Consider the following 14,234-nt stretch of genomic DNA (forward strand, 5'->3'; position numbering starts at 1 on the left):
GCCCGATGGCTTCCCGGTCGCCGGAGAAGACGCGTCCGAGTCTGTTCTGGCCGCTCGCGGCGATCGTCATCCCGCTCGTGTCGCTGCTCGCCAAGATCCGTGTCACCGGTGGTGAGAAGCTGCCGCGCGACGGCGCGTTCGTGCTCGCCCCGAACCACTACTCCGAGTTCGACCCGCTGATCGTCGCGGTCGCCGTGTGGCGCATCGGCCGAGCCCCGCGGTTCATGGCGAAGGAGAGCCTGTTCCGTGTCCCCGTGCTCGGATGGGTGCTGCGTCGCACGGGCATGGTGCCGGTCGCACGGACGTCGTCGGCGACCGCGGCCAAGCAGACCATGGCGCAGTCGGCGGAGCTCGTCGAGCACGGCCGCGGCGTGATCGTGTACCCGGAGGGCACGCTCACGCGCGACCCGGATCTGTGGCCGATGCGCGGCAAGTCCGGCGCGGTCCGCCTCGCCCTCGCCGACGGGATCCCGCTGATCCCGATGGCGCAGTGGGGTACTCAGGAGATCATGGGTCGCTATCAGAAGGGCCTGAGCCTGTGGCCGCTGCGCAAGCCGGTCCGCGTGCTGGTGGGCGACCCGATCGACGTCGAGGATCTGCGCGGGCGTGCGACCGAGCCCGCCGCGCTGACCGAGGCGACGAGCCGTCTGATGAACGCGATCACGGCGCTGCTCGAGGAGCTGCGCGAGGAGAAGGCGCCAGCGGAGCGGTGGAACCCCGCGAGCCACGGCCAGAAGGAGACCGGTCGACTTGACTCCTAAGAGGAACACACCAGCGGGACCCCGGGTCGCCGTGATCGGCGCGGGCAGCTGGGGCACCACGTTCGGGAAGATCCTGGCCGATGGCGGAGCGCAGGTCACGATGTGGGCCCGCCGCGCCGAGCTGGCGCACGAGATCGACGAGGCCAAGCGCAACTCGCGCTACCTGCCGGGCATCAACCTCCCGCGAACCATGGCGGCCACGCACGAGCTCTCCTCGGCGCTCGACGGGGCGGAGCAGGTGTACCTGTCGGTGCCGAGCCAATCGCTGCGCGAGAACCTCAAGGCGCTGCGACCGCTGATCGCGCCCGGCGATGCCCGGATCGTCAGCCTCATGAAGGGGGTCGAGCGGGGCACGGGTCTGCGCATGAGTCAGGTGATCGAGCAGGAGCTGCGCTGCGACCCGGAGCGCATCGCGGTGGCGTCCGGCCCCAACCTGGCGCTGGAGATCGCGCGCGAGCAGCCCACCGCGGCCGTCATCTCGTCGCTGAGCCAGGAGACGGCGGAGGTCGTGGCGCGGGCCGCGCGCAACGGCTACTTCCGCACGTTCGTGAACACCGACGTGATCGGCACCGAGTTCGGCGGGGTGCTGAAGAACCTCATCGCCGTCGCGATCGGCATCGTCGACGGCGTCGGCTACGGCGAGAACACCAAGGCCTCGATCATCACGCGTGGCCTGGTCGAGATGACCGACTTCGCGGTCGCGAACGGCGCGCAGCCGGAGACGCTGCAGGGGCTCGCGGGGCTCGGCGACCTGATCGCGACGTGCCAGTCGCCGCTGAGCCGGAACAACACGGCCGGGCGGCTGCTCGGACAGGGCTATTCGTTCCAGGACGTCGTGAAGCAGATGCAGCAGACCGCGGAGGGGCTGGCCTCGGTCGCCCCCGTGCTGCAGCTCGCCCGCGAGGCCGGGGTCGACATGCCGATCGTCGAGCAGGTGAAGATGGTGCTCGACGGCAAGATGGATCCCCGGGATATCGCCCCGCATCTCACGACGGACGACGACACCCCGCAGGGGGAGAGGACCAACCATGGACAAGCAGACGGTGGTGGTGCTCTTCGGAGGGCGCTCCAGCGAGCATTCGATCAGTTCCGCAACGGCGGGGGGAGTGCTCGGCGCGATTGACCGCGACCGCTACGCGGTGATCCCGGTGGGGATCACGCGCGAGGGCGCCTTCGTGCTGGAGGACGACGACCCGGCGAAGTTCCCGCTCGATGCGGCGCACCTGCCCGAGGTGGTCGACAATGGCACGCGCATCCTGTGGCCGGAGCCGGGCGGCGACCGCACGCTCCGCGTGGTGCACCCTGGCGGCGCCGTCGACGGTCTCGGCGAGATCGACGTGGTGCTGCCCATCCTGCACGGACCGCACGGCGAGGACGGCACGATCCAGGGGTACTTCGACACGCTCGAGGTGCCGTACGCGGGCGGCGGCGTGCTCGATTCGGCGCTGTGCATGGACAAGCACTTCATGAAGATCGCCCTGCAGGCCGCGGGCATCCCGGTGGCGCCGTGGGTCACGGTGCGGCGCGCGGCGTGGGACGGCGACCCGTCGTCGGTACGCGAGCAGGCGGCCGGTCTGGGCCTCCCGGTGTTCGTGAAGCCCGCACGGGCGGGCTCGAGCGTGGGGGTGTCGAAGGTGAGCGCCCCGGAGGAGCTCGATGCGGCTCTCGCTGTGGCGTTCGCGGAAGACGACAAGGTCCTCATCGAGTCGGGGGTCACCGGGCGCGAGATCGAGGTCGCGGTGCTGGAGGCGGCGGATGGTGTCCGCGCCTCGCTCCCGGGCGAGATCGTCCTCACGTCGCGCGGCTTCTACGACTTCGAGGGCAAGTACCTCGGCGGCGACGGGGTCGATGTCGTGTGCCCGGCGGAGCTGAGCGACGCGGAGGTGTCGGCGGTGCAGGAGGCCGGGGTCCGCGCGTTCGAGGCGGTGGACGGCCGGGGCCTCGCCAGGGTCGACATGTTCCTCACGCCGTCGGGCGAGCTCGTGGTGAACGAGCTGAACACGATGCCCGGGTTCACGCCGATCTCGATGTTCCCCAAGTGCTGGGTGGCCTCCGGGCTGAGCTACCGCGACCTGATCACGGAGCTGGTGGAGGCGGGTCTGCGCCGCTGACCCGGGTTCCCCGCGGCGCTCAGCCCGCGGGGAATTCCACGCGGTCCGTGCACTGGGCGGTCGCGGGCGCCAGGCCGGACTGGATGCTCGACGAGAGGGTGTTCACGATCGACTGGAAGTCGATCTGCTCGCCGCGGCGGATGATGACCTCCACCGCGGGCTCGCGCCCGTAGGTGACGAGGCGCTGCCGCTCCTCCTCCTGATCGAGCACCAGCCAGTCGACGCCGCCGAGCGTCGTGCAGACGAGCGCCGATGGCGCGGGGGGCTCCACGCCGCAGCGCAGCACGATCGTGGGGTCGCCCCAGGCGCCCGTGGCCTGCGCGTCGGTCCACACCCGGTCGAACCCGTCGACGCTGTCGGGGAGCAGCACGGAGACGGAGGCGCAGCCCGGATCGTTGGCGTCGTCCGCGGGTTCCAGGTGGACGGTGGTCGAGCATCCGGTAACGACGGCGGCGAGGGCGATCGCCCCGGCGACGGCGGCGAGACGACGAGAACGGGGCATGCATCCAGGCTACCTTTGACGACATGCACTCCCGACCCGATGCCGACGACCCGCGCCTGGCAGAGCTCTCGGAGGGACGCATCCTGCGGTCGATCCTGAGCCGCACGACCCCGGGAGCGCACACGCTCCTCGGGCCGGGTGATGATGCGGCCGTGATCGCGGCGCCGTCGGGCTCGGTCGTCGCGACGACGGACACGCTGGTGCACGGTCCCGACTTCCGACTGGCGTGGTCCAGCGGGCATGATCTCGGCTGGAAGGCCGCGGCCGTGAACCTCGCGGACGTCGCGGCGATGGGGGCGCGTCCGACCGCGCTGCTGGTGGCCCTGGCGGTGCCGCGCGATCTGCGGTTGTCGTTCGTGGAACGGCTGGCCGACGGATTCCGCGATGCGTGCGCGGCCCTGGCGCCGGGGTGTGCGGTGGTGGGCGGCGACCTGACGGTGTCCGATGTGCTGACGGTGGCGGTGACCGCTCTCGGTGACCTGGAAGGGCGCCCTCCCGTCACGCGGGCGGGTGCGCGACCCGGTGACGTGGTCGCGGTCGCCGGCGAGCTCGGTCATGCCGCGCATGGGCTCGCGATCTTGTTCGGGCGCTTCCGCGACGGGGACGCGCCGATTCCGGTCGACCCGTCCCTGCTCGGACCAGGGGAGAGCGCGGCGGTGGCTGCGCAGCTGCGTCCGTCGCCGCCGATCGGGCTGGGCGTGGTGGCCGCGGCGGCCGGGGCGACCGCGATGATGGACGTCTCCGACGGGCTGGCGCTCGACGCGCGGCGGATGGCGGATGCCTCGGCGGTGACGATCGCGCTGGAGCGCGCCGAGCTCGGTGACTTCCCGGAGCGGGCGCTGGCGGGCGGGGAGGATCATGCGCTGCTGGCGAGCTTCCCGGACGGGATCCTGCCGCCGGGGTTCCGGGCGATCGGCACCGTGCGGGAGCGCGCGGACGAGAACCTGCTCTGCGACGACCTCCCGGTCGACGTCAGCGGCTGGGACCCCTATCGCGACTGGGACTCCGTGGCGGGCTGATCCTGTTCCGCAGGCGCGGCCTCGCCCGCGCGTTCGCACCACCAGAGCGCGGTGTCGCCATAGGTCTTCTCGCGGAACACCTGCAGTCCCGCCGCCTCGACGTCCGGAGGGGTGGAGCGACGGGCACGTTCGACGATCAGCACCGCGTCGTCGCTCAGGAGCGGTGCGAGGGCGATCAGGTCCGCGGTCATGGCGGCGTCATCGAGGTCGTACGGCGGGTCCGTGAACACGAGGTCGTAGGGCCCCGTGGCGCGGGCCAGGTAGGAGCGGACGCTCGCTTCGTGCACCCGTGCCGGCGGCCGGTTGCTCGCCCTGGCCACGGCTCCCGCGTTACGGCGCACGACGGCCGCGGCGGGGCGACCCCGCTCGACCAGGTCGGCGGTCGACGCTCCGCGGCTGAGCGCCTCGAGCCCGAGGGCCCCTGAGCCGGCGTACAGGTCGAGGACCCGCGCGCCGTCGATCGCTTCGAGCGACTCGAGCGCGGCGAACAGGGACTCCCGCACGCGATCACTCGTGGGCCGCGTCCCCGCCCCAGGAACCTCGAGACGGATGCCGCGCGCGCGGCCTGCGATGATCCTGGTCACCCGTTCACGATACGACAGGGGGCGACGACGTCGTGTCGGTCGCGTTCTCTAGACTCGGAGCATGTCGCTCACGCTCGAATCCTCGCTGGAGGAGGCCATCGGCGCGGCGTCGGCCAAGACGCTGGGTCGCGCCTTCGGCATGAAGACCGTGGGCGATCTGCTCGGCCACTATCCGCGGCGCTATGCGGATCCGGGTGAGCTCACGCCGATCCGCGATCTCCCGATCGGCGAGACGGTCACGATCGTCGCCGAGGTGCTGTCGTCGAGCTTCCGTCGTATGCGCAACCGACCCGGCGCGATGGTGGACGTGGTGATCGGCGACGGGGTGGGTCGCATGTCCTTGACCTTCTTCGCGAAGAACATCGGTGCGGCCGAGTGGCGGTCGAACGATCTCGCGGTCGGCCGTCGCGGGGTCTTCTCCGGCAAAGTGGGCGAGTTCAACGGCGTCACGCAGTTCGCGCATCCCGAGTACGAGCTGTTCGATGATGAGGATGCGGCGCGCCGTCGGGCCGACGCGCGGGCGGCGGTGCCCATTCCCATCTACCCGGCGACGTCGGCGATCCAGACGTGGCAGATCGCCCGCCTGGTCGGCCGCGTGCTGGACGGGCTGACCGAGGTGCCTGAGCCGTTGCCCGAAGACGTGCGTCGCGGCGAAGAACTGCTCACGGCGCGGGAGGCGCTCGAGCGCATCCACCGCCCCCGCACGCGCAACGACATCGACCCCGCGGTGCGCACCCTCCGCATGCACGAGGCGCTGACCCTGCAGACGGCGCTGCTGCAGCAGCGCCAGGCGGTGCGCGCCCTGGCGGCCACGTCGCGCCCGGCTCACCCCGGTGGGCTCCTCGAACGGTTCGACGCTGCGCTGCCGTACACGCTGACCCCCGACCAGGAGACCGTGGGCGCGCAGATCGCGCACGACCTGGTCGGTGCGTGGCCGATGAACCGGCTGGTGCAGGGCGAGGTCGGCTCGGGAAAGACCCTCGTCGCGCTGCGCGCCATGCTGCAGGTGGCCGAGAGCGGGGGACAGGCGGCCCTGATCGCCCCGACCGAGGTCCTCGCCGCTCAGCACCTGCGCTCCATCACGAAGATGCTGGGCCCGCAGCTCGCCCCTCTACTGATTCCGACGTTGCTCACGGGTCAGCTCCCCGCGGCCGAACGGCGCAAGGCTGCGCTCCGGGTCGCCTCCGGGCAGTCGCTCATCGTGGTCGGGACGCACGCGCTGCTGGGGGAGAAGACCACGTTCGCCGATCTCGGGCTCGTCGTTGTCGACGAGCAGCACCGCTTCGGTGTGGAGCAGCGCGAGGCGCTGCGCGCGAAAGGATCCAGTCCGCACGCGCTCGTCCTCACCGCGACACCGATCCCGCGCACGGTCGCGATGACGGTCTTCGGCGACCTCGACACCTCGGTCATCCGCACGATGCCCGCCGGTCGCGCCGGCATCGAGTCGTACGTCGCTCCGCTGGCCGAGCACCCCGGCTGGTTCAACCGCGTGTGGGAGCGAGCGGCGGAGGAGATCGCGCAGGGTCGACAGGTGTTCGCGGTATGCGCGGCGATCGACACGGCGGCGAAGACGGCGGAGGCGGGCGAGCAGGAGCTTTTGGCGCCGGAGGGTGGGAAGGGGCCGCGCTGGGGCGTCGTGCAGCTCGACGAGGCGCTGGCCACGCATCCGACGCTCGGCGGCCTCCGGCGCGCGGTGCTGCACGGGCGCATGCCGTCGGAGGAGAAGGATGCGGTGATGCAGTCCTTCGCCCGCGGCGACATCGACCTGCTGCTGGCGACGACCGTGATCGAGGTCGGGGTCGACGTGCCCAACGCCTCGACCATGATCGTGCTCGATGCCGACCGCTTCGGGGTGTCGCAGCTCCATCAGCTGCGCGGACGTGTGGGTCGTGGCGGCGTGCCGGGGTTGTGCCTGCTGGTCACCGAGGCCGAGGAAGGCTCCGTCGCGCGGGAGCGGGTCGATGCGGTCGCCGCGACCCTGGATGGGTTCGCCCTGGCCGAGGTCGATCTGGAGCTGCGGGGGGAGGGCGACGTGCTCGGTGCCGCGCAGGCGGGCGTGCGCTCGTCGCTCAAGCTGCTCAGGGTCGTGAAGGATGCGGCGCTGATCACCCGCGCGAGGGAGCTGGCGGAGGGGATCCTGTCCGACGACCCGGAACTCGCGCGCCACCCCGGTCTCCGCGACGCCATCGGTCGCCGCGTGACGGACGAGGACCGCGCGGCGCTGGCGAAGAACTGACGCCGTTCGGCCGTGCCCTAGGCTGGATGCATGAGCAGCAGGATCGCCGTCGTCCCGGGTTCGTTCGATCCGCCGACCCTGGGTCACCTCGATGTGATCCGCCGCGCGGCCGCCCTGTACGACGAGCTGCACGTGCTGGTGGTGCACAACCCCGGCAAGGAGGCGATGCTGCCGATCGCGCAGCGGCTGTCCCTGCTCGAGCGCTCGATCGCCGAGGACGGCATGCAGGGCAACATCGTGATCGGCTCCTGGAGCATGGGTCTCCTCGTCGACTACGCGCGCGACGTGAACGCGGGCGTGCTGGTGAAGGGCATCCGCTCGCAGGTCGATGTCGCGTACGAGTCGCCGATGGCGATCGTGAACCGTCACCTGGCCGACATCGAGACCGTCTTCCTGCTGCCCGATCCCGCGCACGCCATGGTGTCGAGCTCGCTCGTGCGCCAGGTCGCGTCGCTGGGGGGAGACATCGCGCCGTTCGTTCCGCCGGCCGTTGCGTCGTTCCTCGACACCGGTGCGCGCGGCCTCTGAAGCCGCCCGTCCGGCCCGGTCGCAGGGAGACCCCGGTAGCATTGAGGGGTGCGTTCCCGACTCAACAGCCCCTTCGTGCTCCCCGTCCGTGACATCGTCCGGCGTCCGGGGGAGATGCGCGAGCACACCTTCACGGTGACGCTCCCCGAGCAGTGGGGGGAGGGCATCGTGACCTTCGAGTCAGGCTCCGAGCTGGATCTCGACGTGCGTCTGGAGTCGGTTCACGAGGGCATTCTCGTGTCCGGTTCCGCGGATGGAGAGTACGTCGGCGTCTGCGGCCGCTGCCTCACCGACATCTCCGAGCCTGTCGAAGTCGAGTTCCAGGAGCTTTTCGCGTATCCTGGTGAGGAAGAAACTGACTTCGAGGTTCAAGACGACCACGTGGATCTTGAAACTCTCGTCAGGGATGCGGCCGTATTGTCGCTTCCATTTCAGCCGGTGTGTCAGCCGGATTGCCTCGGGCTCGACCCGGTCACAGGCGAGAGGCTGACCGAGAGCACCGGGACGGAGCAGGCCGCTCCCATCGATCCTCGATGGAGTGCGCTCCAGCAGATCACAGACCAAGACGGCACGGCAGAGAGCCGTGCCGCCGAGAAAGAAGAGAGCTAGTCATGGCTGGTAACCCCCCGAAGCGCAAGGTCTCCCGTTCGAACACCCGCTCGCGTCGCGCGCAGTGGAAGGCGGAGGCTCCGGCGCTCGTCAAGACCGTCGAGAACGGCAAGGTCGTCTACAGCCGTCCGCACCAGGCGAAGGTCGTCACCGACTCGCAGGGCACCGAGCTCTTCCTGGAGTACAAGGGCCGCAAGGTCGCCGACGTCTGAGTCGCGTACCGTGACGGAGGTCCCCGGGGGGACGAGACCTCTCCCAGCAAAGCTCCGCGTCGACATCGACGCGGAGCTTCTGGAGTTGGCGCTCACCCATCGCTCCTACGCTTACGAGCACGGCGGCATCCCGCACAACGAGCGCCTGGAGTTCCTCGGCGACTCGGTGCTGGGGCAGGCGGTGACGGTGATGCTGTTCACCACGCACCCCGACCTCGACGAGGGCGAACTGGCCAAGCGGCGGGCAAGCGTCGTCTCGACGGTGGCCCTGGCCGAGGTGGCCCGCGGTATCGACCTCGGAAGTCATCTCTTGCTGGGTCGCGGTGAGGAGCAGACGGGCGGTCGCGACAAGGACTCCATCCTGGCCGACACCATGGAGGCCGTGATCGGCGCCACCTACCTCTCCGCGGGGCCGGAGGCGGCGACCGAGCTGGTGCTGCGATTGACCGAGCCTCTGCTGGCGGACCCGGAGCGCTACGGCGCCGCGATGGACCCGAAGACCAGCTTGCAGGAGCTTGCCGCCCGGGTGGGTGCTACGCCGCCGCAGTACTCGGTCGAGGCGAGCGGACCGGATCACGACCGTCGCTTCACGGCCACGGTCGCCGTCGGAGACGTCGAGATGACCGGCACCGGAAGCAGCAAGAAGACCGCGGAGATGGCGGCCGCGCTCAGCGCCTGGCGCGTGCTCAACGAGCGTGCCTGAGCTTCCCGAGGTCGAGGTCGTCCGCGCGGGCCTCGCCCCGGCCGCGGTCGGCGCGACGATCACGGCCGTGAGCGTCTTCGACGAGCGCGCCCTCACCAGGCACACGGCGGGTGCTGCCGACTTCGTGCAGCGCCTCGAGGGGCGTGCCTTCACGGCGGCGATGCGTCGCGGCAAGTTCCTGTGGCTTCCCCTCGATGACGACGGGGAGTCGGCGCTGATCGCGCACCTCGGCATGAGCGGACAGCTGCTCCTGCGGGCTCCCGACGCTCCGTCCGAGCGCCATGAACGCGTGCGCCTCGGGATCGAGCATCCCGTTCACGGTGAGCTCGCGGTCGTGTTCGCGGATCAGCGCACGTTCGGCTCCCTCGCCGTCGACGCCGTGGTGGGGGACGGGCCCTCGCGCGTACCGACGCAGGTGGCGCACATCGCGCGCGATCCGATGGACCCGTTCTTCGACGACGACGCCTTCCGAGTGGCTCTCGCTCGCCGGCACAGCGCGGTCAAGCGGGTGCTGCTCGACCAGGGCGTCGTGAGTGGTATCGGCAACATCTATGCCGACGAGTCGCTGTGGGCCGCGCGTATCCACCCCGAGACGCCGGCCGATCGACTCTCGACTCCGGCCGTGCACCGTCTGCTCACCGAGGTCCGCACCGTGTTGGCGAAAGCCCTCGCCGAGGGCGGGACCAGCTTCGATGCACAGTACGTCAACGTGAACGGCCAGGCGGGGTACTTCGCCCACTCCCTCAATGCCTACGGCCGCGGCGGAGAGCCGTGTCCGCGGTGCGGCGGCGCCATTCGACGGGTGTCGTTCATGAACCGGTCGTCCCACTTCTGCCCGACCTGCCAGCGCCGCCGCTGAGGTCACACCGGCTGGAAGGCTCGCCCGAGGAGCGGCCGCGTCGCCCAGGTGCTCGCCCACACCAGCCCGATCCCGGTGACGAGAACCACGGCGATGGTGGCGATCGAGACGGGCGCCGTGATCAGTGCGATTCCGAGCAGGGGAAACACGAGGAACGCGGCGCAGAGGGCGGAGCCGAGAGAGGTCACGAGCACCGGGGCGACGATGGAGCGTCGGCGGGCGCGATCGATCATCTCCATCGGCATCCCCAGCTGGTGCAGGCTTCGGTGGAGATCTCTCTGATCGATCACGTCCGCAGCCTGATTGACGCCCACGGATGCCGCCACCATGAGGAACGATCCGATCAGGGTGATGATGAGTCCGGTGCGGATGTCGGCGGCGAGCGTCGCGTCGGCCCCGGATGCACCAGGACCGTCGATCTCCGCCATGAGCGCGACACCGGTCCCCGCGAAGACGGCCATGAAGCTCGCCATCGCGATGCCACCGACTTGACGCCACGCAGCTTTCGGCGCATCCAGGACGATGCGGGCCGAGAGCATGCGGTCGGGCTCCTGTGCCCGGCGCAGGCTCGTGCGTGCCCAGATCGACAGTGCCCAGGGGCCGACCAGGTTCAGCACGGCGAGCGCCGCGGCGTAGAGGCCGCACAGCACGATGACGGCGATCATCCCGCCGGCGATGGCGGGAACCGCCTTGATGAGCACGAAGGCGATCGCCAATCCCCCCACGGCGATCACCGCACGGATCCAGTGCATCTTGGTGACGACGGCCCGAGTGCGCACTCCCAGCGGCGAGATCACCACGCGGCGCAGACCGATGGAGGCACTCACCACGGCCAGCAGCAGCACCACGGCGACCACGAGGAGGATCGGAACGGGCGGCAGGAGCACAGCATCGAACCCGAGCGGTGCGCCGCGGAACGGGATCAAGCCGATGAGCGGACTGATCGCGAGGTGACCCGCCACCCCGATCGCGGCGCCGACGGCTGCCACGAGCAGCGACTCGGCCACGGTGGCGACCGTCACCCCCGCGGGTGTGACACCGAGCAGGCGGAGTGTCGACAGCCTCTCGTCGCGACGGCGCGCTGACAGTCGGGCGGCCGCACCACCGAGGGACATGAGCGGCACGACGAGGAGGACGAGAGCGATGCCAGCGAGTGCCTGGTAGAGGGCAGCACTGTCATCGGACCACCGCCAGAACGACTGCGCACCGCCGATCACTGTGAGGACCAGGGTGGTGACGATGCCGAAGGCGACGACGGGGAGCACGAGGACGCTGTTCTCTCCGCGGGCCGGCCGCAGGAGGAGCGTCAGCACGCCGGCGTTCATGCGTCCACCGCCGAAGAGACGACGCGCCCGTCACGCACGGCGACCGTGCGGGTGCAGCGTGCCGCGACGTCGGCGTCGTGCGTGACCACCACCAGAGTGCGTCCCTGGCCGGTGGTCGACCACAGCAGTGCATCCATCACCTCTGCGGAGGTGTGCGAGTCGAGCGCGCCGGTCGGCTCGTCCGCGAAGACGATCTCCGCACCCGTCGCCTGCGCGCGCGCGATCGCGACACGTTGCGCCTGACCGCCGGAGAGTTCACCGATGCGTCGATCCTCCATTCCCGCCAGTCCGAGCGCGGCAAGCCAGGAGGCGGCGTGCGGGATGGCATCCTTCTTCGCCACGCCGTTGATCATGGAGGCCAGGGCCACATTCTCGACCGCGGTGAGCTCGGGGATGAGGAGTCCCTGCTGGAACACGAAGCCGAATCGTTCGCGACGCAGGCGCGAGCGCGCGGATTCCCCGAGTGCGGTGACCTCGACGGGTCCGCCGGCGGACGGGTGGAACGTGACGCTGCCGGCGTCGGGGGCCGTGATGCCCGCGAGCACGTGCAGCAGAGTGGTCTTGCCCGATCCGGAGGCGCCCATGATGGCCACGGCTTCTCCGCGCTGCACGGCGAGGTCGATGCCGGCGAGGGCGCGCGTGGCCCCGAAGGTCTTGGTGAGAGCGTGAGCTTCGATCACGAATGCGTTCATGATTCCAGCCTTCCCGCGCGCGGCCGCCACGTCGTCGGCCGTCCGGATGACCGTCCCGGAGCGGAGTCATCCAGGAGGATGACTCCGCTCCCGCGGGATCAGAGCTTCTTCTGCCACGCTCCCGCGTACGAGACCGGGCGGAACCCGATCGCCTCGTTGATGTCGAGCATCGGCCGGTTCTCCTCCGCGTTGAAAGTGGAGACCACGGTGGCATCCGGCACGAGCTCACGCCAGCGGAGCAGGTTCGCGCACTTCACGATCATGCCCAGACGATGCCCGCGGTGGTCCCTGGACACCAGGGTGCCGAACTGATGCGTGACGCCGGTGCGCTCCGCTCCGATGACCAGCTCGTTGTACGCGACGATGTCGCCGGTGGGTACGTGCTCCACGGCGACGACGGACACCGTCTGCCCGGCGCCCGTCAACCGTGCATCTCGCCGGGCCACCCGGTCGGCGTCCCAGACCTCCGCGACGAAGTCCATGTCGCCGCTCGGAGCGTCCGTCGACAGCCGCGCCAGCACCGCCGCGTACCCGGAGCGGAGCTCGGGCGGTGTGGGCAGCAGCCACTCCACCACGCGGTAGTCGGGTCCTGCGGCCTGCGTGGCCTCGGCCAGAGCGGCCTCCAGGGGAGCGGGGTCCGCGCGCAGGTCGAATTCACTGTTGCGCTCGACCTGCTCCAGTGTGAACCCGTGGGCGTCGACGCGGTCGCTCAGCGGCGTCGCCGGAATGCGGCCCCATCCGGTCCGAGGAACCAGCATGCGAGATGTCTCCTCCGGACGATGCAGGCTCCAGATCTGCAGCACGCTGCGCCCGCGGGACCGTGCCTCGCTCTCGGCTCGTGCGAGGAGCGCGTCCTCGATGCCTCGGCCCCAGTGTGCGTCAGACACGAGCAGGTCGACCTCGGCAGCGTTCGCGTCCGCCTCCTGCGCGAAGGACACCGTCACCATGCCCACGATGTCGGCACCGTCGCGGGCGACGAAGCCGAGGTCGAGGGAGTCGGTGTCGTCTTGCCAGCCCGGGAGCATCTGCGCGGCATCCGGCGCGAGATCCGGGATCCCGACCTGCTCGTCGCAGATCTGCCGGTTGAGTTCGCCGTACGCGCGGAAGTCGGCGGCGTCGTCAGCGTCGAGCGCGGCGGGGACGGTCAGCGGTGAGATGGTCAGTTCCGCGATGGTCATGTCGGTTCCTTCGGGGTGGCGGGCGGCTGCGGGGGAGACGGCGAAGGGCCGTCCACGGTCTCCTCCGCCCACGGACGGGGCGGAGGAGACCGATGGTGCGGTGTCGACGGCGTGCGAAGCGGTCATGCGGATCAGCGCATTCCCCGCTGCATGTCGAACATGAGCATGGCGTTCGACTCCGCTGCGGAGCGGTGACGCTGCTCTCCGACGAGGAACAGGTCGGCCGGGTCGAGGGTCAGCCCTCGGCGCGGCCGCCGCGGCCGCTGAGCCCGCTGGAGCAGCCAGAGGCCGATCCGGAGGGACAGGCGGTCGGTCAGACGGAGCTGTCGCCGTTCGTCGTCGCGGGGGAGGGGGAGGACCTCACGGTCCTCGATATCGGGCGGGTGGGTGGTGCTGCGGTACAGCGTGGTGTTCACGATGATTCCTTCGAGGTTGCGTGATGGGAGGGGGTGCGGAAGCACCGGCGCAGGCCGAGGATCCGGCCGGAGACGGTGCGGACGGTGGCGACCGCTCGGGGATGCGCTGACGCGAGAAAGCGAGAGCACGTGCCGAGGGTGGCGGGGAATCCATGACTCCGCGGTGCGGGTCAGAGGGTGGTGGCGCGGGGGAACCGGCAGGACGGATGGCCTCGGAGAGGCGTCACATCCCGGGCGACGGTTCTAGCAGATCGTGCCGAGGCGGTCGCCGGCGGTTACCGAGTACGCACGGTTCGGCGCGGTGTGCGCGGGCGCGGTGCGGCCGTTGGCCTTCGCGGTGTGCTGAGTGATCATCATCGGTAACCTCCTTTCGTGTGGCGATCCGGAGGCCAACCGTAGCGAAACTCTCAGCCGATCGTCAAGCATTTCGTGCTAGCGCCGGCGTGTCGCCGCCGGAGGAGCTCGCTCCGAGACCCGCGCGGGATCCGTGGGAATCCGC

At 70.5% G+C, this 14,234-nt stretch carries 16 protein-coding genes; 10 read left to right on the forward strand and 6 right to left on the reverse strand.

What is annotated here, in order from left to right:
* Positions 1 to 5: 5 nt before the first annotated feature.
* From DW299_RS14485 to DW299_RS14495, 3 genes are read left to right on the forward strand one after another with little or no spacing between them, the layout of a single operon-like run.
* On the forward strand, positions 6 to 761 hold the full coding sequence (locus DW299_RS14485) for a lysophospholipid acyltransferase family protein (RefSeq protein WP_136034526.1): 756 nt from the start codon (positions 6 to 8) through the stop codon (positions 759 to 761).
* On the forward strand, positions 751 to 1,884 hold the full coding sequence (locus DW299_RS14490; RefSeq protein ID WP_136037001.1) for an NAD(P)H-dependent glycerol-3-phosphate dehydrogenase: 1,134 nt from the start codon (positions 751 to 753) through the stop codon (positions 1,882 to 1,884). Before DW299_RS14485 ends, DW299_RS14490 begins: the two co-directional genes overlap by 11 nt.
* Positions 1,790 to 2,872, forward strand: a complete 1,083-nt coding sequence (locus DW299_RS14495) for a D-alanine--D-alanine ligase family protein (protein ID WP_136037002.1) — start codon at positions 1,790 to 1,792, stop codon at positions 2,870 to 2,872. Before DW299_RS14490 ends, DW299_RS14495 begins: the two co-directional genes overlap by 95 nt.
* Positions 2,873 to 2,891: 19 nt before the next feature.
* On the opposite strand, the gene DW299_RS14500 is transcribed toward DW299_RS14495, so the two are convergent.
* A complete protein-coding gene (locus DW299_RS14500; RefSeq protein ID WP_136037003.1) occupies positions 2,892 to 3,374 on the reverse strand; it encodes a DUF3515 domain-containing protein in 483 nt (160 codons plus the stop codon).
* Positions 3,375 to 3,397: 23 nt separating this feature from the next.
* Between DW299_RS14500 and thiL the strand changes: the two genes are divergently transcribed.
* The gene (gene thiL / locus DW299_RS14505) at positions 3,398 to 4,393 is read left to right on the forward strand and encodes a thiamine-phosphate kinase (RefSeq protein WP_136037004.1); all 996 of its coding nucleotides are present in this window, start codon (positions 3,398 to 3,400) and stop codon (positions 4,391 to 4,393) included.
* Here the strand turns inward: thiL and rsmD are convergent.
* The gene (gene rsmD / locus DW299_RS14510) at positions 4,363 to 4,977 is read right to left on the reverse strand and encodes a 16S rRNA (guanine(966)-N(2))-methyltransferase RsmD (RefSeq protein ID WP_136037005.1); all 615 of its coding nucleotides are present in this window, start codon (positions 4,975 to 4,977) and stop codon (positions 4,363 to 4,365) included. The genes thiL and rsmD overlap by 31 nt on opposite strands.
* A gap of 61 nt (positions 4,978 to 5,038) precedes the next feature.
* Between rsmD and DW299_RS14515 the strand changes: the two genes are divergently transcribed.
* From DW299_RS14515 to mutM, 6 genes are all read left to right on the forward strand, one after another.
* Positions 5,039 to 7,213: an ATP-dependent DNA helicase RecG gene (locus DW299_RS14515; protein ID WP_136037006.1), complete on the forward strand. Its 2,175-nt coding sequence runs from the start codon at positions 5,039 to 5,041 to the stop codon at positions 7,211 to 7,213.
* Between the two features lie 30 nt (positions 7,214 to 7,243).
* Entirely contained in the window at positions 7,244 to 7,741 is a 498-nt protein-coding gene (coaD, locus tag DW299_RS14520) for a pantetheine-phosphate adenylyltransferase (protein WP_136034542.1), read from the forward strand.
* Positions 7,742 to 7,855: 114 nt separating this feature from the next.
* Positions 7,856 to 8,350, forward strand: a complete 495-nt coding sequence (locus DW299_RS14525) for a YceD family protein (RefSeq protein ID WP_136034620.1) — start codon at positions 7,856 to 7,858, stop codon at positions 8,348 to 8,350.
* A gap of 2 nt (positions 8,351 to 8,352) precedes the next feature.
* The gene (gene rpmF, locus DW299_RS14530) at positions 8,353 to 8,562 is read left to right on the forward strand and encodes a 50S ribosomal protein L32 (protein ID WP_050721097.1); all 210 of its coding nucleotides are present in this window, start codon (positions 8,353 to 8,355) and stop codon (positions 8,560 to 8,562) included.
* 10 nt (positions 8,563 to 8,572) lie between these two features.
* Positions 8,573 to 9,265, forward strand: coding sequence for a ribonuclease III (gene rnc / locus DW299_RS14535; protein ID WP_136034544.1), 693 nt, complete (start codon positions 8,573 to 8,575; stop codon positions 9,263 to 9,265).
* Positions 9,258 to 10,124, forward strand: coding sequence for a bifunctional DNA-formamidopyrimidine glycosylase/DNA-(apurinic or apyrimidinic site) lyase (mutM, locus tag DW299_RS14540; protein WP_136037007.1), 867 nt, complete (start codon positions 9,258 to 9,260; stop codon positions 10,122 to 10,124). Before rnc ends, mutM begins: the two co-directional genes overlap by 8 nt.
* A 2-nt stretch (positions 10,125 to 10,126) precedes the next feature.
* On the opposite strand, the gene DW299_RS14545 is transcribed toward mutM, so the two are convergent.
* From DW299_RS14545 to DW299_RS14560, 4 genes are all read right to left on the reverse strand, one after another.
* On the reverse strand, positions 10,127 to 11,449 hold the full coding sequence (locus DW299_RS14545) for an FtsX-like permease family protein (protein ID WP_136037008.1): 1,323 nt from the start codon (positions 11,447 to 11,449) through the stop codon (positions 10,127 to 10,129).
* The gene (locus tag DW299_RS14550) at positions 11,446 to 12,141 is read right to left on the reverse strand and encodes an ABC transporter ATP-binding protein (protein WP_136034550.1); all 696 of its coding nucleotides are present in this window, start codon (positions 12,139 to 12,141) and stop codon (positions 11,446 to 11,448) included. Before DW299_RS14550 ends, DW299_RS14545 begins: the two co-directional genes overlap by 4 nt.
* Before the next feature lie 98 nt (positions 12,142 to 12,239).
* Entirely contained in the window at positions 12,240 to 13,319 is a 1,080-nt protein-coding gene (locus tag DW299_RS14555; RefSeq protein ID WP_136037009.1) for a GNAT family N-acetyltransferase, read from the reverse strand.
* 131 nt (positions 13,320 to 13,450) lie between these two features.
* Positions 13,451 to 13,735 carry a hypothetical protein gene (locus tag DW299_RS14560; protein WP_136034554.1) on the reverse strand — a complete coding sequence of 95 codons (285 nt, stop codon included), beginning with the start codon at positions 13,733 to 13,735 and terminating at the stop codon, positions 13,451 to 13,453.
* Between the last annotated feature and the right edge of the window lie 499 nt (positions 13,736 to 14,234).

The sequence above is a fragment of the Microbacterium sp. K35 genome (genome assembly GCF_004794375.1).
Lineage (GTDB): Bacteria > Actinomycetota > Actinomycetes > Actinomycetales > Microbacteriaceae > Microbacterium > Microbacterium sufflavum.

Bases quoted from the DNA above. Each gene is read 5' to 3' on its own strand.
- DW299_RS14485 (WP_136034526.1), top strand. From the start codon at position 6: ATGGCTTCCCGGTCGCCGGAGAAGACGCGTCCGAGTCTGTTCTGGCCG.
- DW299_RS14495 (WP_136037002.1), top strand. From the start codon at position 1,790: ATGGACAAGCAGACGGTGGTGGTGCTCTTCGGAGGGCGCTCCAGCGAG.
- DW299_RS14500 (WP_136037003.1), bottom strand. From the start codon at position 3,374: ATGCCCCGTTCTCGTCGTCTCGCCGCCGTCGCCGGGGCGATCGCCCTC.
- thiL (WP_136037004.1), top strand. From the start codon at position 3,398: ATGCACTCCCGACCCGATGCCGACGACCCGCGCCTGGCAGAGCTCTCG.
- DW299_RS14515 (WP_136037006.1), top strand. From the start codon at position 5,039: ATGTCGCTCACGCTCGAATCCTCGCTGGAGGAGGCCATCGGCGCGGCG.
- coaD (WP_136034542.1), top strand. From the start codon at position 7,244: ATGAGCAGCAGGATCGCCGTCGTCCCGGGTTCGTTCGATCCGCCGACC.
- DW299_RS14525 (WP_136034620.1), top strand. From the start codon at position 7,856: ATGCGCGAGCACACCTTCACGGTGACGCTCCCCGAGCAGTGGGGGGAG.
- rpmF (WP_050721097.1), top strand. From the start codon at position 8,353: ATGGCTGGTAACCCCCCGAAGCGCAAGGTCTCCCGTTCGAACACCCGC.
- DW299_RS14545 (WP_136037008.1), bottom strand. From the start codon at position 11,449: ATGAACGCCGGCGTGCTGACGCTCCTCCTGCGGCCGGCCCGCGGAGAG.
- DW299_RS14550 (WP_136034550.1), bottom strand. From the start codon at position 12,141: ATGAACGCATTCGTGATCGAAGCTCACGCTCTCACCAAGACCTTCGGG.
- DW299_RS14555 (WP_136037009.1), bottom strand. From the start codon at position 13,319: ATGACCATCGCGGAACTGACCATCTCACCGCTGACCGTCCCCGCCGCG.